Here is an 18732-nt window from a genome sequence, read left to right as displayed (position 1 = left end):
TGCTCTCCTTAGAAACCGCTTTCCCTGACACCCAACGCGGCCATCCGCCGCCAGGCAACGCCCAGCAAAGACTCGCCGCTCCCCTGCAACACCACCACGCCACGCAAAGGTTGAAGCGGCGTCGGGGTGGCCTCGAGGGTGTTCAGCCGCGCGCCGTATTGTCCCTGTACCGGCTCGGCCCGCTGCGAGGCATCCCGGCGCACGGCAATCGGCCCGTGGTGATCGGAGGTCAATGCCTCCTGATCGACATAGGTCGCACCGTTGGTGTCGATTTCGGTCAATTGCACGGCGATCGCCGGGTGCATCGGATCATCGGCGATAAACCGTCCACTGGCGCCCGGTGCAACACGCCACAACTCAGCCTCGGCCAGATAACCACGCAGCCGTGCGCCGTCCTCCACTACCCGCGCCAACGGATCTTTGGGCGACAACCAGCGACCGGCGGACAACTGCGGCAACAGATCTCGCACCTTGCCCGCCTGCGGCGCCCGAATCAGCAGCCGCTCCCGTTGCGCAGCCAACCCACGGTACTCGGCCACGGCCTCCGCCAGGCGCTGCTCGACAATGCCCGCATCGGCGGCGGTTTCGCTGCGACTTGCCTGGCGGCGCATCTGCAATTGCTGGATCTGGATTTCGCGACGGACGATGGCCTGGCGCGAATCCAGATCCGGCGACACCAATTCGATCAGCACATCGCCCTGAGCCACCACCTGACCGTCACTGACGTTTACCTGCTTGACCCGCGCCGCCACCGGCGCATGCAAGGTACTGACGCGCCCGGCCTCGAGCATCGACGGCAGTTCCACGGCACTGCGCCAGGGCAGCGCCAGAAACAGTACAAGCGCGGCCAGCCCCAACGCACTCAACAACACCCGCGACACATGGGCGTGCTCACGCTGGCTCCACCACTCGCGCCACTCGCGCACGATAGGCAGAAAGATGAACCACACCAGCTCCACCAGCATCAGGAAAATCCCCAAGAGCTTGAAGAACAAGTGGTACACCGCCAGCGCAATCCCGAAAAACAGCACCGCGCGCCACAACCACGTTCCATAACCCCAGACCAGCAAACGCCGCCGCATCGTCGGCGACCAGGGTTCCGGAGCCGGGGCGCCGTAGCCGAACAAGGTCTCACGCAGATGCCAGCGGCACAGGGCAAAGGCTCGCCCTTGCAGGTTCTCCACGTCCCAGAAATCACTGAGCAGAAAGTAGCCGTCGAACCGCATGAACGGATTGAGGTTGATCACCAGCGTAGTAATCCAGGTGGCACTGGCGAGCATGAACGCCGCCGTGCGCGCCGGTCCGTCGGGCAACAGCGACCAGGCGAGCAGCGCGATGCTCGCCAGCAGCAGTTCGGCCAACACGCCACCGGCCCCGATCAGCAATCGGGCACGTCGATCATTGACCCGCCAGGCATCGCTGACATCGGTGTAGAACATCGGCAGCAGCACCATGAACGCCACACCCATGCTTTGCACCCGACAGCCCGCGCGCTTGGCCATGAACGCGTGGCCGAATTCGTGGCACAGCTTGGCAAAGAACAACGCCACGCCGAAGGCCAGCGCGCCACCCAGGCTGAACAAATGGGGGAAAGTCGCGATGAATCGCTGCCAATCCCGGGACACCAGAAAGACCCCCAGGATCAGTGTTGCCGGCAATCCGAAGCGCAGCGTTTGCGGACCGAATCGCGACAGCCAGGGCCAGGCGCGATTGAGAAAAGCATCCGGCCGCCAAAGAGGAATCCGGAAAAACAGGTACTGATGCAACAAGACCTGCCACCACGACTGATGCTGGGCGGCGGCTTTCAAGTTGTAACTTTCACGCTGCTGCGGGTCGAGGGCGCTGATCAGATCGTGGCTGCGCAGAAAGCTCAGCAGTTGCTCCAGATCGCTGCCGGCCAACGGCAAACCCGGCTCGCGATTGGCGGCGTGCAGTATTTTTTCGGGATCGCCCAGGGACCAATGTCGCAGCAAGCGCATCGCCGCCACCCCGAGCTTGAAATAGCGACCGCGCACCGGGTCGGCCAACGTCCAGCGCGGCGAGCCATCCAGCGCCGGTGAAGCGGGCGTCAATTGCAAATCCGCGCGCAGGCTCGGCAGGCTCATCTACAGGCCCACACTCTGGCGCAAACCGGCCAGTGGTTTACGTAACAGGTACAGCGCCAGAGGCGCGCGATCGCCGAAGATTTTCGCCGTCCCTCGCAAGCCGATGCGCGGCGGCGCCTGATCGAAACTGGCATCGAGCCGATAGGCCAACTGCCCGCCGGCGGTGGGTTGTGCTTCGTATGCGGCGCGCTCGAGCCGGGCCGAATGCCGTTGCAACGGATCACTGTCGAGGAACAGCGCGACTTGCGCACCCGGCTCCAGGGAGATCGCATCGCTCACCGCCAGCTCGATACGCAGTTCGGCCTGGCTCGGGTCGGCGATTTCCATCAGCCGTTCGCCGGTCTGCACCGGTTTGCCGGTCCAGCGTTCGGCGTCGGCGAACACCGCGATACCGTCGCGCTCGGCCCGCACTTCGCTGCGTTTGAGCAATTCACGGGCGTAGTCCCGTTCGGCGCGTTTTTGTTCGACGCGCGCCGCCAGCAAGTCAATCTTCGAACTGGACTCGGCATCGGCAAACGAGCGCTGGGAATTGGCTTTCAATTCAGCTTCGGCAACGCCCAACGCGCGTTCGGCCACATCAGCCTGAGCCTTGAGGGTGGTGCCTTCGAAGCGCAGCAACGGATCGCCGGTTTTCACCGTCTGGTTGGGTTTGACCAGGAATTCGGCGATCACGCCGTCCAGCGGCGCAGCCACGACGCGCCCGCCCAATGGCACCACTTCGGCCGGCGCCAGCACCGATTGGCGCACCGGGATCAACATCCCGAGCACCAGCAGCGCAATCAACGCGACCTGACGTTTTCGGGTCCAGCGCAATCGCCAGGGCTTGTGCGGTTGCAGCGCCAGCCAGGCGTGACTGTAAGTGTCGCCGAGTTGCGACAGCAGCACTTGTTCGGCCGGGTTCCACGGTAAATCCCGGGCCAGCCACAGACCGCCGAACACTTCGCTTTGGTGATCGATCAGCGGCAGCCAGAACACCTGGGCGGCGGACAGACTTTGCCAGTCCGCCTGAATCGATTCGCTGAGCAGATCGGGCGCAATCACCCGCGCCTGCTTCAGCACATCACGCTTGAACAACTGCGCCACAGCCTGCTCGACGAACGCCACGAACGGCGCGTTCGGGTCGACGGTGCTCACGCCCGTCACCGCGTGCACCTTGCCGGCAATCAACAACGCGGCATGACGAAAACCGAACAAGCCCTGAGCGTCATTGACCAGGCTGTAGGCCAGTTGCGACGGAGTGCGTGCGGCGCGGGTCTGGCGCTCAAGATCGAGAAAGCGGGCGAAGACCTGTTCCGCGCCGCCGCTGACCGGAGCGTTCACTTGAGCTCCGCGAAACGCGCCGTGCCGCTCATGCCGGCCAACAAACCAGAGGCATTGGGCAACGTCGCGACCAACAGCAAGGTCTGGCTGCCCTCGTCAATTCGCGCCCCCAGTCGTTTGACCGTGGCATCCAGTGGCTGGCCGGTTTCATCGGGGACAAAACTGAACGTCTGGCCGGGCTTGAGTTTGCCCATCCAGCGCGACGGCACCAGCAAATGGATTTCCAGGGTGCGGTTGTCGACCACATCGAGCAACGGCGCGCCGGCAGCAACGCTTTCAAAACGCTGAACCTTGCGCTCCACCACCTGGCCATCAAACGGCGCAACCACGCTGCAGCGTTTGACCTGAACCTGATACACCTGAGATTGCGCCTGCGTCTCGCTGAGCCGGGCCTCGGCCCGCGCCACTTCGAAACGCCCGACCGAATTCAACGCCGCCAGTTGTTTGTTGTGAGCCAACTCCTCACCGGCCCCACGGCTCGCAGCCTGCGCCGCATTGAGCTGCGCCTGATAGGCCGAACAATCGAAACGCGCCAGCGTATCGCCCTTCTTGAACGACTCGCCCTCACTGAACGGCAACTCGACAATCCGCCCGGACAACTCACTGGCAAGCATCGCCTGATCCCTGGCCCGCAACACACCACGGGCTTCGGTGCTGGCTGCCGAACCGCTGCTGCCGACGGTGCTGCTGTCCAACAGCGGATCGTCTGGCACGGGCGTTTGCGCCTGAGCAGTACACGTTAAAATGGTCAATCCGATAACCCACACACGAACTCGTCGCATAACCGTAACTCCCTGACGGATGAGCGGAGTCTATGGCAGCGTGGGTGAGCGTCAAGTGGGTGGAGTTTATTGGTAGGAAATGTCTGGTTTCAAATTGATAACTATTTCCCGTGGAGTGGGCTGATCACCCATGCGATGAGTACATGGAATTAAATCCCACACGAAATGGGGAACTTCCACTCGGCCAAAAATGAAAGTAGTCATAGACATTCACATCCCTACACACTCGCTGTCACCGGAACCTTAAAGTCGCAACAATTGTTAATAGTTGAAGCCCGAAGCACCTTGACCATTTGCCAGGCAAATACACAAAACTGAGTTGCCGGCGGTGGAGAAACATCCAGCGAAGTAGAGTTCGGTCAGACAATGGTTGACGCATATCGCGGACCCCATTTAGGATCAGCCCACTACTCAACCCCGTACGCAGAGATTCAGTTCTCTGGCCGTTGGGGTGAAAAAACCGGCTTCGGCCGGTTTTTTCGTTTCTGAGGATTGGATTTGTGCGCACTGCGTTCTTTGTTGACGGCTACAACGTGTTCTACGGATTGCTGGCCGGCACGCCTTACAAATGGCTAAACCTGCCGCGGTTACTGACGCATATTGCCAATATCGAGAATCCTCAAAGCGTCCTCGCCTCAATCGATTACTTCACGTCTTCCGTCAAACCTGAGCTGGCTACCCGTGGCAGGATTTCAAAAGAGGCTCAAGACACCTACATTCGCGCCCTGAGAGCCAGCAATGTGACTGTTCACTATGGCCGCCACCAACTTGAGAGGGCCGCAGCGCCGCGTTTTATCGACAAAAAAGTCGCTGCCTCGCGCCTGGATAAAGTCGCGATATGGAAACTCGAAGAGAAAGAAACCGACGTCCATATCGCAATTAGCATGTATCGCACGGCCGCCAGGCAGGCCAACATTCACATTGCTGAACGCATACAGCAATTCGTTCTGGTATCCGGAGATACCGACATGACTCCCGCGCTGCGCGCTATCCGAGAGGACTTCCCGCAAATGACCGTGGGCGTCGTTCTTCCATGCCGGACCGGATTCAAACGCTCTCCACCCGGCTCGCTGATAGAACATTCCCACTGGATGCGCCGAGTCGTCTCGTCAGAAGAGTTGCACTCACACCAGTTCCCACCCCGAGTTCCCACGCACAAAGCACCCGCGATCAAACCGGATTATTGGTAGCGCCCTCTATCACCGGATACACCGACTCCCATCCCCCACCCAACGCCTTGTACAACCCGACCATCGCCAGCGACACCCCGGTCGAACTTTCGACCCATTGCTGCTGAGTCGCCAGTAATTCACCTTGCACAGTGAGGACGTTGACGAAATCCACCACGCCTTCCATGTACTGCTGTTGCGCGGTGCGCAGGGCGATCTGGTTTTGGCGTACGGCTTCGGCGAGGCTGTCGCGACGCAGTTGGCTGGCGTTGTAGGTGGTCAGTTGATCGTCGATTTCGTGCCAGGTGCGCAGCACGGTTTGCTGGTACGCGATGGCGGCTTCCTGTTGTTGCGCTTCACGCAAATTCAGCACACCGCGCAGGCGACCGCCGTCGAACAGCGGCAAGCTGAATTGCGGGCCGATGCCGAAAGTACGCGAACCCCATGAGCCGAAGTCACTCAGTTGCATGGCCTGCGAACCGAGGTTGCCCGACAGGGTGATGCGCGGATAAAAATCGCCCTTGGCCACGCCAATGTTTGCGGTGGCGGCATGCAAGCGGGCTTCGGCCTGGCGGATGTCCGGGCGGCGCTCGGCCAGTTGCGACGGCAGGCCGATGGCGACCTGACGCGGGGTTTGTGGCACCGGCGCGTCTGTGGATAACTCGGCGTGCAGCGCTTGCGGCGGCTCGCCCATCAACAGACTCAGCGCGTTGATCAGTTGCGACTGGCGCTGCTCCAGTGCCGGCAAGCGCGATTCGATGGCCGCGACTTGCGCGGCGGCTTCGGCGACATCCAGGTCGGTGGCGACACCGTCGGCCAGGCGCAGTTGCGACAGCTTCAGGCTGTGGCGGGCGACGTCGAGGTTCTGCTCGGTGACGGCTCGTGTGCTTTGCACGCCGCGCAGTTGAATGTAGTCCTGGGCGGTTTCGGCGAGCACCGACAGCAGCACACCGCGCTGGTCGTTCTCCGCGACTTCGAGGGTGGCATCAGCCGCTTCGGTTTCGCGTCGCACACGCCCCCAGAAATCCAGTTCCCAGGAGGCCGAGAAACCTGCGTCCCACAGGTTGAACGCCGAGTCACCGTGGTGCCCCGACGGATCGCTCAGGCCTTCACCGCTGTTGCGTTTGCGCCCGTAGCTGCCGGTGGCGGCGGTGTTGGGATAGCGTTCGGCGGTGATCACCTGCCGCGCAGCGCGGCTTTGCTGCAAACGGCTGCTGGCGAGTTTCAGGTCGAGGTTGTCGGTCAGAGCGCGTTGGGTCAGGGTCGAGAGTTTCGGGTCCTGGAAAACTTCCCACCAGCGTTCGTCCATATGAGCGGTTATCACTTCACTGGCGGCGGCTTTCGACGGTTTCGACCATTCGGCAATTTGTGGTGATAGAGGTTTCTGAAAGTCAGGGCCGACTGTGCAAGCGGTGAGGCTCATGACCAACAAGGCACAAAAGGCTAGTTGAGGCTGACGGCCTCTTCGCGAGCAGGCTCGCTCCCACAAGGGGTCTTCTTTTGTGCTGAGAATGTGAACGTTGCGCAGATCCATTGTGGGAGCGAGCCTGCTCGCGATGAGGCCAGCCCGGTTAACAAACATCTTCATCGTTGAGCAACCTCATGCTTGCCAGTTTCAGCCGTATCAATACTAGCCTCCACCGACATCCCCACCCGCAATCGCTCAGCCAAAGGCTGCCCCGGATCGAGGACGATTTTCACCGGTATCCGCTGCACAACCTTGGTGAAATTGCCGGTCGCGTTGTCCGGTTTGATCGACGCGAAAGTCACCCCGGTGGCCGGCGCAATGCTCTCGACACGACCGCGCAACGCTTCGCCGCCAAGGCTGTCGACGTGCACCTGCACACCCTGCCCCGGCTGCACCTCAGTCAGTTGGGTTTCCTGGAAATTGGCGACCACATACGCTTGCGCCAGCGGCACCACGGCCAGCAGCTTGCTGCCCGGCGTGACATACGCACCGACACGCACCGCACGCTCGCCCACCATGCCATCCTGCGGCGCGACGATGCGCGTATAGGACAGCTCGTAGCTGGCCATTTCCAGGGCCGCTAGCGCCCGTTTCAATCCACCGTCGGCGGCGTCACGCTGGGCGGTGAGGATCTCCACTTGCTTGCGCTCCGCCGACAGCACCGCCGTGGCATTGGCTAACCGGGCGCGGGCTTGATCAATACGCGTACGTGCTTGCTGAGCATTCTGAACCGTACCCGCGCCAACGCCGGCAAGGTGGTTGTAGCGGTTCAATTCATGCTCGGCGAACGCCATTTCAGCCTTCGCCGACACCACCGTGGCTTGCGCCTGCGCAATCACTGATGTCTGGCGCTCAAGGGTCGCCCGAGCGTTTTGCAGTTGCGCCCGCGCCACCAGCGTTTCGGCGTCGGCGGCTTGAGCGGCAGCGCGCAGGTCGCGGTCATCGATCAGCGCCAGCAACTGCCCGGCCTTGACCTGCTGGTTGTCTTCCACCAGCACTTCCTTGATGAACCCGGCGACGCGGGGCACGACCAACGTGAAGTCGGCAGAGACAAAGGCGTCATTGGTGTTCTGTTGCGTGCGCTTGCCAAAAACTCCCGGCGCCAGCAGATACACCAGCACGCCGACCGCCACCACGGAGGCAATTGCGACGGCGATTTTTTGCTTGGATTGAGTCGTCATAAAAACCTTCTGTTTCAATGAAGCATTCATGTCGGCGCACGCGGCGGATAGATCCGCGTCGGCAGCCAGAAAATCAACAGGATCAGCGCCAAGGCGACGCCGCTCATGCACAGATAAAGGTCCGAGGCGGTCAGCACCACGGCTTGCTCATGCAGCCGGTGGGCAAGGCCCGCGCTGTCGCTGTCGGCCAACGGCGAGTTGCCGAGACGGTCCACCAGCATGGTCGAATGAAAATGCAGCCGCGATGTGGTCAGCGCGTCGATTACGCCAGTCGCGATCACCGCCGACAGGCCTTTGACGGTGTTGAACCAGGCGGAAGCGAACGGCCCTTCCATCGGGCTGATGCTGCCGGTCGAGAGCATCAACAGCGGCAACACCGCCATCGGCTGACCGAAGATTTGCAGCAGTTGCAGCACGTAGAAATCGTCGCGAATCCACGCCGATGTCAGTTGCGAGCCACCGACGCACGACAGCGCCAGCATGCTCAGGCCGATCCCCAACACCCAGCGGCAATCCACCCGGCGCAGGTTGCACAGCGCCGCCACCAACGGCAGCGCAAGCAACTGTGGCAGCGCCGCCAGCAACATGACCGGTGCGGTCTGCACCGGGCGATAACCCTGGACCTGCGCGAGGTAACTGGACGGAATGATGATCACCGCCAGCAAAATCACCAGCACACCGGCCAGGGTCAGCAAGGCGAACGACAGGTTGCGGATGCCGAGCATCTGCATCTTGAAAAAAGGCGTCGGCTGCGACCATTCGTTGATCAGGAACAGCACCAGCAACACCAGCCCGCCGCCGAGCAGTCCGCAGATCAGGGTCGATTCGAACCAGTCCAGCCGATTGCCCTGCAGGATGCCGATCACCAGCATGCAGATCGCCGGAAAACCCAGCAGCAATCCGCGCCAGTTGAACTGCTTGAAACGCTCAAGACGCAGCGGGTCCTGGGGCAAGCCGTAGGCCACCGCCGCCATGGCGAGCAGGCACGGCGCGATGATTTGCCAGAACGTCCATTGCCAGCCGACATGCTCGGTCCACAACCCGGCCAGCGGCGTGCCGAGCCCCGGACCGAAGGTGGCCGTGAGGGCATACCCGGCAAGACCGTAGAGCTTCACGTTGGCCGGTAAAAAACGCAGGGCGACGGTCATCAACATCGGCGGCAAGGCACCGCCCGCCAGACCTTGCAAGGTGCGCATGAGCAGCAGGCTTTCGTAGTTCGGGGCGAACGGACACAGCACGCCCAACAACGTGAACACGCAGATCGCGCAGAGCGTGAAGCGCCGCAACGAGAACGTCACCGAGCACCACGGCGCGAACGCCATCGCGGCCACCGAGGTCGCGGTGTAACTGGCGACCAGCCAGGTACCTTCGTCATAGCCGATGGCCAATGCACCGCGAATGTCGGCGAGGGCGACCTTGGTCACCATCTCGTTGAGGCCCGACACCAGCACCGCCAGCAAAACACCCACCAGGCCGATGATGATTCGCGGACCGAAGACCGGTGGCGTCACGGCGACCGTTGGGCTGGCCACGGCGAGAGGTGCCGGGGCCGTGAGGGAAGTCATTACTGCAAGCTCCGGGATGTGAATGTCGGAGCATTTTAAGAAGCGCGGGACCTGACGAAAATCAACTTATCGGCAGGTTATAAGTGCGTTCTATGCAGCAATACAAACCCCTGCTCAGTCTGATGTGGGTTGCGCGGCCAGCCATGTCGCATCGCAACACGCCTTGAGGGTTTCACGCATCCAGCGATGCGCCGGGTCTTTGTCAAAACGCGGGTGCCAGGCCTGGGTCAGCATGAGGGTCGGCAACGGGATCGGCAGGGTGAACGAGCGCAATTTCAAGCCCAGCCGCCGCACGCTCAGCAGCGCTTCCTTGGGCACCGGCAGAATCAGATCGGAATCAGGCAAGGCAAACATCGCCGCATGGAAACTCGGCGCGATCACCGCCACTCGCCGCTCCAGGCCCAAAGCATTGAGCGCGGTATCGATCGGGCCGCGAGCAATCCCGCGCCGGGACATACTGATGTGAGAAAACCCGGCAAAACGCTCGGCGGTGATTTCTTCGTCGAACAGCGGATGGTCTTCGCGCACCAGGCCGACAAAATGGGTGGAGAACAGGTTCTGGACCTTCACTTCCGGCATGAGCGGCCGATTGTTGCTGACGCTCAGATCGATGCGCCCTTCACGCAACGCTTCGTCATCCCCATCGCCCTCCGGAACGAAGCGCAGCTCGCAGTGCGGTGCCTGGCGCTCCATGGTGTCGAACAGCTTGCCGCCGTAAACACCGACAAAGAAATCGTTGGCGCGAATGCTGAAGCGTCGGCGCAAACTGCCCAGCTCCACGTCATCGGCGGAACGGAACAGCAACGCGGCCTGTTCCACCACCTCCCGCACCTGCTCGCGCAACGCCAATGCCTTGGGCGTCGGCACCAGGCCGCGACCGGCGCGCACCAGAATCGGATCGCCGATGGCTTCGCGGATTCGTGTGAGCGTGCGGCTCATGGCCGCCGGGCTGAGGTTCATGCGGCGCGCGGCGCCCACCACACTGCCTTCGTCGAGCAAGGCGTCGAGGGCGACCAGAAGATTCATGTCCGGGAGTTGCATGCTGAGCACTCTTGGCCTGGCTGGATTGACCTGGACGCAATGCTAGCAAACATCTTCCATTTTTTGTTTTGGCAGGTCTGGCCCCATCGCCGGCAAGCCGGTCTCGCTCCTACATGGGGTTTCCGTAGTACACAAAATCTACTCCCACTGGAGATCCCCTGTGGGAGCGAGCCTGCTCGCGATGGGGCCCGATCAGGCAACAAAAATCTAGCGCTGCATCCCCCAACGCTTCACCGTCACCCGCTCCAGCGAATCAAACACCAGGTTCTCCACCAGCAACCCGATCAAAATCACCACCGCCAACCCGGCAAACACCTTATCCGTGTACAGCTCATTCCGATTCTGAAAGATGTACCAGCCCAAACCGCCCTTGCCGCTGGTGGCACCAAACACCAACTCAGCGGCGATCAGCGTGCGCCAGGCGAAGGCCCAGCCGATTTTCAGCCCGGCGAGAATCGACGGCAGCGCCGCCGGAATCAGGATGAACAACACGAAACGCATGCCCTTCAAACCGTAATTTCGCCCGGCCATGCGCAAGGTTTCCGAGACACCCAGGAACCCCGCGTAGGTGTTCAACGCCAACGCCCAGAGCACCGAATGCACCAGCACGAAAATCAGGCTGTTCTGCCCCAACCCAAACCACAGCAGCGCCAACGGCAGCAGCGCAATGGCCGGTAGCGGGTTGAACATCGAGGTCAGCGTACTCAGCAGATCGCGACCGAACTGTGTCGACACCGCCAAGGTGGTCAGGGCAAACGCCAGGACGATGCCGATCAAATACCCCTTCAGCAACACCACCAGCGAAATCCACACCTTGCCTAGCAATTCGCCGCTGAGCAGGCCGTCATACAGCGCAACGGCGGTTTGCAGAAAACTCGGCAGCAGCAAGTCGTTGTTCTGAATGCGGGCAACCACTTCCCACAGCACCGCGAGCAAAATCAGGATCAGGCTTTTGCGAATCCAGCCCTGCTGCCACAGGCGTTGACCCAGGGGCAACTCACGCTCCAGCGGGACGCTGGTCAGCGGCTGCAAAACGGTTTCGAACTCTTCACGCGCAGATGATAACTGGCTCATCGGGCACTCCTCTCAATGGCTCAGTAAGCGATGCGAATGTCGGAAAAATCCAGCTCGCGCTCGGTTTCCGGTGACTGGCCTTCATCGAACAACAACCGATGAATCCGCCGCGCCGACTCCTGAAACGCCACGCCGCCGAGACTGTGCAAATCATATTGATGGCTGTGGACTTCCGCCCGTACCCGACCGGGATGCGGCGACAGCAGCAGGATGCGATTACCCACCACCAGCGCTTCTTCGATGGAGTGCGTGACGAACAGCAACGTGAACCGCACCTCTTCCCACAGCAGCAACAATTCTTCCTGCATCTTGCGGCGTGTAAGGGCGTCGAGGGCGGCGAAGGGTTCGTCCATCAGGAGGATTTTCGGCTGCATCGCCAATGCCCGCGCGATGGCAACGCGTGCCTTCATGCCGCCAGACAAAGTGTGCGGATAGGCATCGGCAAATGCCGCCAGCCCGACCTTGTCCAGATAGTGCAGCGCCCGTTCCTCGGCCTCTTGGCGCTTGAGGGTTTTCGACGCCAGCAGCGGAAACATCACGTTCTGTTTGACGGTTTTCCATGGCGGCAGCTGATCGAATTCCTGGAACACCACGATCCGGTCGGGCCCCGGTGCATGGACGGTTTGCCCTTGCAGGCGAATTTCGCCTTCAACGGGCTGGATGAACCCGGCAACCGCCTTGAGCAATGTGGATTTGCCGCAACCGGAAGGACCGAGCAGAACAAAGCGGTCCGCCGGGTCGATTTCAAAACTGACTTGGTGGGTCGCTCGAACCACACGCTGCGGCGTGCGGTATTCGAGGCTGACGTTGTCGACCGACAGCAGCGCCTGGGCTGCGACGTTCGGTTTGCTGACCGTGTGGCCTTGCAAAGGGGCGTTCATGTCGGTCAGCTCCCTTGCAGCGGTTTGGTGTCCTGGAAGAAGTAATCCTTCCATGAATCCGGTTTGTTTTTGATCGCGCCGACGCGGTAGAGGAACTCGGCCAGTGGGTACGTATTTTTCGGCGTGACGCTGAATTCGAACTGCGGGTTATCGATGATTTTCAGCAGCGCGGCGCGATCGATTTTCGCCTTGGTCACGCGTATGTAGGTATCGGCGGCAGCGCCTTTATCGTTCTGGGCAAATTGCGCCGCTTCGGTCAGCGCCTCGACGAAGGCCTTGTAGGTTTTCGGGTTCTCGTTGCGGAATTTCTCGGTGGCGAACAGCACCGTCGGCGAGTTCGGGCCGAGCAGGTCATAGGTGTTCAACACCACATGGACGTTGGGGTTGGCCAGCGCCTGATCCTGGAATGGCGGGTTGGAGAAATGCCCGGTCAACTCGGTGCCGCCGGCAATCAGCGCGGCCGTGGCGTCCGGGTGCGGAACGGCGATGGTGTACTTGTCGAGGCGATTGAATTCCTTGTCGCCCCATTGCTTGGCGGCGGCGTATTGCAGGAAGCGCGACTGCACCGACACGCCCACGGCCGGCACCGCGATGCGGTCCTTCTCGGTGAAGTCGGCGATGGTTTTGACCTTCGGATTGTTGCTCACCAGGTAGTACGGGAAGTTGCCGAGAGAAGCCACGGCTTTGACGTTCTGCTTGCCGTGGGTGCGGTCCCAGATGGTCAGCAGCGGACCGACGCCGGCACCGGCGATATCAATCGAACCGGAAAGCAACGCATCGTTGACCGCCGCGCCACCGGACAGTTGAGTCCAGTCGACCTTGATGTCGATGCCTTCCTGCTTGCCGTACTTTTCGATCAGGTTCTGATCGCGCACCACGTTGAGCAACAGGTAAACGATGCCGAACTGTTCGGCGATGCGGATTTCACCTTCGGCGTGAGCCACAGTCGGCGCCACCAGGCTGCCGGCGATCAGGCTGAAACCCAGGCCGATGGCCGCAGCCAGCGGTGCAAAGGGAAGACGTTTGGACATGATTCAATCTCCGACAAATCAGAAAGGCGCGTCGCCCTGAATGGTGGTGCGATACAACTTGCGGCGCAGATGGCTGGGGCATCCGGCGGCGAGGTGGATCAGCGAACGGTTGTCCCAGAACACCAGGTCATGGGGCTGCCACCGATGGCGGTAAATGTTGTGCGGCAGCACGCTGTGGGCGTAGAGCTCGTCGAGCAGTTGCTTGCTCTCGTCGTCCGGCAAACCAACGATGCGAGTGGTGAAACCCTCGCTGACGAACAACGCCTTGCGACCGTTTTCCGGGTGCGTGCGCACGATGGGGTGGACGACTTCGGCAACCTGGGCCAGTTGCTCCGGCGTCAGGGTCGGACGCCAGTTGCCTTCGAATTTGGTCTCGCTGTAGCGCGCCGTGTACGAGTGCGCCGCCGAGCGACCTTCGACCGCTTTGCGCAGCGCCTCGGGCAGGTTGTCCCAGGCTTTGTGCATGTCGGCGAACAAGGTGTCGCCGCCCTCGGACGGCAATTCCTGGGCGTGCAGCATCGAGCCCAGGCTCGGCAATTCTTTATAGGACAGGTCGGAGTGCCAGAACTTGCCGGCGTCACCGAGGCCGATGGATTGGCCGTTTTCGATGATGTTGGAAACGATGAGGATTTCCGGGTGCCCGGTCAGCAGGAACTGCTTGAGCACGTGGATCTGCAACACGCCAAAACGGCGGCTGAAGTCGATGTGCTGTTCGGGAGTAATGCGTTGGTCGCGGAACACCACGACGTGATGATCCAGGTGCGCGCGATGGATGCGGGCGAAGTCCTGATCATTGATCGGGCGGGACAGGTCCAGGCCGATGATTTCGGCTCCGACGGCACCGCTGAACGGGCGAATCTCGAAGGTTTGCGGTGCGATGCTTTGAGTTGCAGAGACGACAGACATAAATCACTCCCACGCACGGCACGCTCAAGGGCGCGCGCGTCGATCAGAAACTCACGGAGGTCCCGTGTTGGTTCGTTTCGTGCGGCGCGCCGATTGGTCGGCAGGTACGCAGGAGATTGACTTTATAGATATAAGAATTGAAATTTAAATGCCGTTAGCGAATAACGATATGGCTTTTGAATTGTGTTGTCTGTCAGGCAGCCTTCGCGAGCAAGCCCGCTCCCACCTTGACCGTGTCCGTCAGGACTACTCGGTTAACTGTGGGAGCGGGCTTGCTCGCGAAGAGGCCATCAGCCCCACCTCACTTCGCCCAATCGATCACTTCACTGTAGGGCGTCTGCAAATCCCGCTCGGGGATTTCCCAGATGATCAGCTTGGGCGGCGTCTGTTTGAACGCCGGGTTGTTGAAGTAGCCGTTGGCGCCACCGGAAAACTCGCCCCCGTCCTTGGCGAAATTGCCGATCGATGCACCCAGCGCCTGCTGCAGGAATCCCACGAAGTTGGAGTTGCGCGAGAACGAGGTTCCGATCAGCGCCACGTTCGGCAGGTTGTCATCGCCAAACAGGTCATCGAGGTTATCGCCGCCGCTTTGCGCTGCGGCCGCTTTCTCGCTGATCCGGGTGGCCGCCACGGTTTCCGGGGCCGGTTGCAGTGCCACCGGCAGCCATTCCAGACCGGCAAGCCTGACCAGGTCGCCCGGACGGCGTGCCGGTTCTTGCACCTGCGCCTCGAAATCTTTGTGCGGCGTGGCGCTGATGCCCATGCGCTGCACTTGCGTGGCCACGGCTTTGGCCGCGGCGGCAGCGCCTGTTTCGCTCCAGTGGGTGTCCGTGCGCAGGTACGCGTCAGCGCCCAACGGTTGCAGGCTCGGCGCCAGGTCCACAGCAGCGACACCGGCCTTGTTCAGCCCCTCGACCCACGCCGCAGCGCGGTCCTGCAACATCGCCGGGCGACGCAGGTCGCACAATTGCGCCTGGGCGATGCGGCTCTTGTCCGGCACCACCGCCACCAGCAACGTGACGCCGCGTTTGGCCAGGCGTTGCTGAAGTTCACGCACCACGCCGGCCTTGGTATCGGCATTGGCGCCGACGTGACGGTTGATGCGCATCTCATCGGTCAGGAACAACCAGCCGGCACACCCCGAGCGCACCCGTGGGCCGGTGTCGTGCAGCGCCAGCCAGCTTGCGCCGCGCTCCAGATTCGCCGCCTGCTCAGGCACTGACGCCTGCGACAACTGCTTGGCAATCTTGTGGGTGATGTCGCCTTCCAGCGCGGCCTGACGCGTGAGTTTTGGCGGCACGAACTCGACTTTGCCGCTCGCCAGCAGCCAGGCGCAAGAGGCGAAACCCAGCGCCAGAAAAGCCACGAACACGACGCCCGACAGCTTGCTGATGCGGGCGGTACGTTCGCAGGGTTGAGCCGGTGCGGGAGACGAAGAAGTCATGGGCGCGGTCATCAGAACTGAAAGTACAGAAAGGGTACGGCTTCACGGCTCGCGATCAACGCAAACGAAAGCAGGAACCCCGCCACCGGCCACAGAGCCGTGACCGGAACGAACAAGGCGTGACGGGCGAACCGCTGCTCGACACGGCTTTGCAGGAGCGGCGCGAGGATGCACACCACGCCGAGCAGCGCTGCCAGCCCATGCACCGGGCGCAGGGTCACCGCCAGCGCATCACCCAACGCAAAGCCATGCAGGCCAAACTGCCCGGCATACATTGTCAGCGCCGAATGGAAATCCGGCGCGCGGAACAGCGTCCAGGCGAGGAACACGAACAACAGCGTCAGGCTGTGCGAGAGCAACGGCGGAATGCCTGGCAAACGGGAACGGGACCAGAGGCGATCAACGCACAATGCGACCCCGTGCGCCGAACCCCACAACAGGTAATTCCAGCTGTCGCCGCCGTGCCACAGACCGGCGATGGCCATGGTCAGGAACAGGTTGCGATAAGTCTTCCACGCACCGTTGCGGTTGCCGCCAAGGGCGATGTACAGGTAGTCGCGCAGCCAACTCGACAGCGACAGATGCCAGCGCCGCCAGAAGTCCTGGATGCTGCTGGCCAGGTACGGCCGGTTGAAGTTTTCCGGAAAGTGAAAGCCCAGCATCAGGCCCAGGCCGATGGCCATGGCACTGTAGCCGGCGAAGTCGAAAAACAGTTGCAGCGAGTAGGCCAGGCAGCCAATCCAGGCGTCGACAAAGGAAGGGTTTTCCAGGTGGAACGCGACATCCACCAGCGGCGACAGCGTATCGGCCACCAGCACCTTCATGCACATGCCGATCATGAATCGACGTGCACCGAGGGAGAAATTCTGCCAACTGAAATACCGTTGCGTCAGCTCCCGGCGCACCCAGTCATAACGAATGATCGGGCCGGCAATCGAGTGGCCGAACATGGAAATGTACGTGGCGTAATTGATGAAACTGCGCTCCACCGGCACGGTATGCCGATGCACATCCACCAGATAGGAAATCGCCTGCAGCACGATGAACGACAGGCCCGCCGGTAGCGCCACCCGCTGCCATTCCAGCGGCATCGCCCCGTAATACGTGATCAGCTCACTCCAGGTCCCGGCGAGGATGTTGGCGTATTTGTACCAGCACAACACCGCCGTGTTGAACACGATCAACGCGATCAACAGCCGCACTCGCCCGCGGGAGCCGTCCGGTGCGCGGGCCACCAGCAGGCCGCCCACCCACGCCACAATCGTCAGCACGATATGCAGCGTCAGGAACAACGGGCTCAGCCAGCCGTAGAACAGCCAACTGCCGAGCAACAGGATGACATTGCGCCAGGCCGGTCGGCCCAATGCGTAGACCAGCAGAAACGCTGGCAAAAACAATGTCAGGAACTCTAATGAGGCGAAGACCATGGCGGCGCAGAGATCCGATCAGTGGGACAACGAGTCCGTGGCGTTCAACAGACGCGGTCCTGCGGCCGACGGCACCAGCAGCACGCTGTAGCGCTCACCCGCTTTGAGTTCCCCCAGATCCAGCGGCCCGCCGACGTTGGCGTTGGCGCACACCAGTTGCACCGACAGGCTCACCGGGTTGATCGAGCGACGTTGCAAGCTGTCGACCGGCACCGCTTTGAACAGGTCGGCGGTACGCCCGGCAGGACGCAGACTAGCATCGGCGCACGAAGCGTCGACGTTGAAGAACGCCAGCGACGCTTTCAGGCCGTTGAAGTCGTCCGGCTGCTCGCGCACCGCCACTTGCTTGATGCCTGCACCGTCCGGCAACACCAGCACGGTCGCGAATTCACCGGGCTCGACTTTCAAATCCATGGCCAGTTTTTGCGCACCGCTGACCAGGCTGCCCTTGATCGGACTGCTGGCCTGCACCGGGAAAAACAACGATACCGGTGCGGCCACTTCAAGACGCAGCGGCGGTTGGCCGGCCTGAGCGATCACGTCCAGCGACGCGGTGCCGGTGTTGACGAAGCGGATGAACGCCGAATCTTCGGCCGGGCCGGTGGGGTACAACGCCACTTCAGCGTGGGCCAGCGTACTGATCGACAACACCGGGACGGCCGCGAGCGCCGCGAACAGCTTGATCATTTCTTGGCTTCCTTGACGGCTGGGGCTTCCAGCAGAGCCTTGCTGATGTCAGCACTCCAGGTTTTGTAGCCCGGCGCGGTCAAATGCTGACCGTCCACCGTGGCCCATTGGCCCGGCTTGGAAAACTGCAGCGAGTCGATATAGCTGCACGGCGCCACGTTGGCGGCGAGGAACTTGGAGGTCATCTCGACCCGGGCAAACGTCTTGCCGTACTTGCCGCCTTCGGTGCCCCAGTTCGGGCCGACCCACGCGCAACGGGTGCCGTTGGCCGCGATTTCCTTGGTCAGCGCAGTGGTCTGCTGCCACAACCAGGCTTTCGGGAACGCCGGTTTGGTGTAGCTGGCCATGGTATCGCCCATGACAATCAGCACCAGGTCCGGTTTGTCGGTGGCCAGCAATTGGCTGATCGGCAAGGTCGCGGCTTTGCCGCCCAGCACCACGGTTTTTTCCGTGCCACGGCGCTCGGCGCCACCGCAGGTGCCCGGCGTGGCTTTGAGCCAGTCACCGGCGTTGGCGCCGCAAATACCCAAGGTATGCACGGTCGCACCCTGGGCAACCAGGCTGTCGTGCAGGGAGGAAATCAGATAGTCAGGCGTTGCCAGGTGGCTGTCGCCGATCATCAAAATGGTCATGCCTGCCAGAATCGATACT

Annotated in this window: 16 protein-coding genes; 1 reads left to right on the top strand and 15 read right to left on the bottom strand. The window is 61.7% G+C overall.

Going from position 1 to position 18732, the window contains the following annotated elements:
* Window positions 1–8: 8 nt before the first annotated feature.
* The 3 genes from K5R88_RS21870 to K5R88_RS21860 are packed head-to-tail and all read right to left on the bottom strand — an operon-like array spanning window position 9 to window position 4207.
* The gene (locus K5R88_RS21870) at window positions 9–2105 is read right to left on the bottom strand and encodes an efflux RND transporter periplasmic adaptor subunit (protein ID WP_223451050.1); all 2097 of its coding nucleotides are present in this window, start codon (window positions 2103–2105) and stop codon (window positions 9–11) included.
* Window positions 2106–3425: an efflux RND transporter periplasmic adaptor subunit gene (locus K5R88_RS21865; RefSeq protein WP_207285551.1), complete on the bottom strand. Its 1320-nt coding sequence runs from the start codon at window positions 3423–3425 to the stop codon at window positions 2106–2108.
* Window positions 3422–4207 carry an efflux RND transporter periplasmic adaptor subunit gene (locus K5R88_RS21860; RefSeq protein ID WP_226298332.1) on the bottom strand — a complete coding sequence of 262 codons (786 nt, stop codon included), beginning with the start codon at window positions 4205–4207 and terminating at the stop codon, window positions 3422–3424. The genes K5R88_RS21865 and K5R88_RS21860 overlap by 4 nt, the downstream gene beginning before the upstream one ends.
* A gap of 500 nt (window positions 4208–4707) precedes the next feature.
* Here K5R88_RS21860 and K5R88_RS21855 point away from each other — a divergent pair, with 500 nt between their 5' ends.
* On the top strand, window positions 4708–5397 hold the full coding sequence (locus K5R88_RS21855; protein WP_226298331.1) for an NYN domain-containing protein: 690 nt from the start codon (window positions 4708–4710) through the stop codon (window positions 5395–5397).
* Here the strand turns inward: K5R88_RS21855 and K5R88_RS21850 are convergent.
* The 12 genes from K5R88_RS21850 to K5R88_RS21795 all read right to left on the bottom strand — a co-directional run bounded on the left by K5R88_RS21850 (window position 5378) and on the right by K5R88_RS21795 (window position 18701).
* On the bottom strand, window positions 5378–6964 hold the full coding sequence (locus K5R88_RS21850) for an efflux transporter outer membrane subunit (protein WP_226298330.1): 1587 nt from the start codon (window positions 6962–6964) through the stop codon (window positions 5378–5380). The genes K5R88_RS21855 and K5R88_RS21850 overlap by 20 nt on opposite strands.
* Window positions 6961–8025, bottom strand: a complete 1065-nt coding sequence (locus K5R88_RS21845; protein WP_226298329.1) for an HlyD family secretion protein — start codon at window positions 8023–8025, stop codon at window positions 6961–6963. The genes K5R88_RS21850 and K5R88_RS21845 overlap by 4 nt, the downstream gene beginning before the upstream one ends.
* A 26-nt stretch (window positions 8026–8051) precedes the next feature.
* Window positions 8052–9590 (bottom strand): MFS transporter, encoded by a 1539-nt coding sequence (locus K5R88_RS21840; protein WP_226298328.1) that lies wholly within the window; start codon window positions 9588–9590, stop codon window positions 8052–8054.
* A 114-nt stretch (window positions 9591–9704) separates the two neighbouring features.
* On the bottom strand, window positions 9705–10631 hold the full coding sequence (locus K5R88_RS21835; RefSeq protein WP_192226630.1) for a LysR family transcriptional regulator: 927 nt from the start codon (window positions 10629–10631) through the stop codon (window positions 9705–9707).
* Between the two features lie 207 nt (window positions 10632–10838).
* On the bottom strand, window positions 10839–11705 hold the full coding sequence (locus tag K5R88_RS21830; protein ID WP_207285547.1) for an ABC transporter permease: 867 nt from the start codon (window positions 11703–11705) through the stop codon (window positions 10839–10841).
* 20 nt (window positions 11706–11725) lie between these two features.
* Window positions 11726–12586, bottom strand: a complete 861-nt coding sequence (locus K5R88_RS21825) for an ABC transporter ATP-binding protein (RefSeq protein WP_008024500.1) — start codon at window positions 12584–12586, stop codon at window positions 11726–11728.
* A 5-nt stretch (window positions 12587–12591) separates the two neighbouring features.
* Entirely contained in the window at window positions 12592–13617 is a 1026-nt protein-coding gene (locus K5R88_RS21820; protein WP_008024498.1) for an ABC transporter substrate-binding protein, read from the bottom strand.
* Between the two features lie 18 nt (window positions 13618–13635).
* A complete protein-coding gene (locus K5R88_RS21815) occupies window positions 13636–14523 on the bottom strand; it encodes a TauD/TfdA dioxygenase family protein (RefSeq protein WP_226298327.1) in 888 nt (295 codons plus the stop codon).
* Between the two features lie 301 nt (window positions 14524–14824).
* Window positions 14825–15967 (bottom strand): alginate O-acetyltransferase AlgX-related protein, encoded by a 1143-nt coding sequence (locus K5R88_RS21810; protein ID WP_226298326.1) that lies wholly within the window; start codon window positions 15965–15967, stop codon window positions 14825–14827.
* 11 nt (window positions 15968–15978) lie between these two features.
* On the bottom strand, window positions 15979–17394 hold the full coding sequence (locus tag K5R88_RS21805) for an MBOAT family O-acyltransferase (RefSeq protein ID WP_226298325.1): 1416 nt from the start codon (window positions 17392–17394) through the stop codon (window positions 15979–15981).
* 18 nt (window positions 17395–17412) lie between these two features.
* On the bottom strand, window positions 17413–18081 hold the full coding sequence (locus K5R88_RS21800; protein WP_226298324.1) for an alginate O-acetyltransferase AlgF: 669 nt from the start codon (window positions 18079–18081) through the stop codon (window positions 17413–17415).
* Window positions 18078–18701 (bottom strand): SGNH/GDSL hydrolase family protein, encoded by a 624-nt coding sequence (locus K5R88_RS21795; protein ID WP_207285608.1) that lies wholly within the window; start codon window positions 18699–18701, stop codon window positions 18078–18080. The genes K5R88_RS21800 and K5R88_RS21795 overlap by 4 nt, the downstream gene beginning before the upstream one ends.
* Window positions 18702–18732: the final 31 nt, after the last annotated feature.

Origin of the sequence: Pseudomonas sp. MM213 (assembly GCF_020423045.1) — a bacterium.
Lineage (GTDB): Bacteria > Pseudomonadota > Gammaproteobacteria > Pseudomonadales > Pseudomonadaceae > Aquipseudomonas > Aquipseudomonas migulae.
The sequence above is the reverse complement of the archived record's forward strand: the minus strand, read 5'-3'. Positions and strand labels throughout refer to the sequence as shown.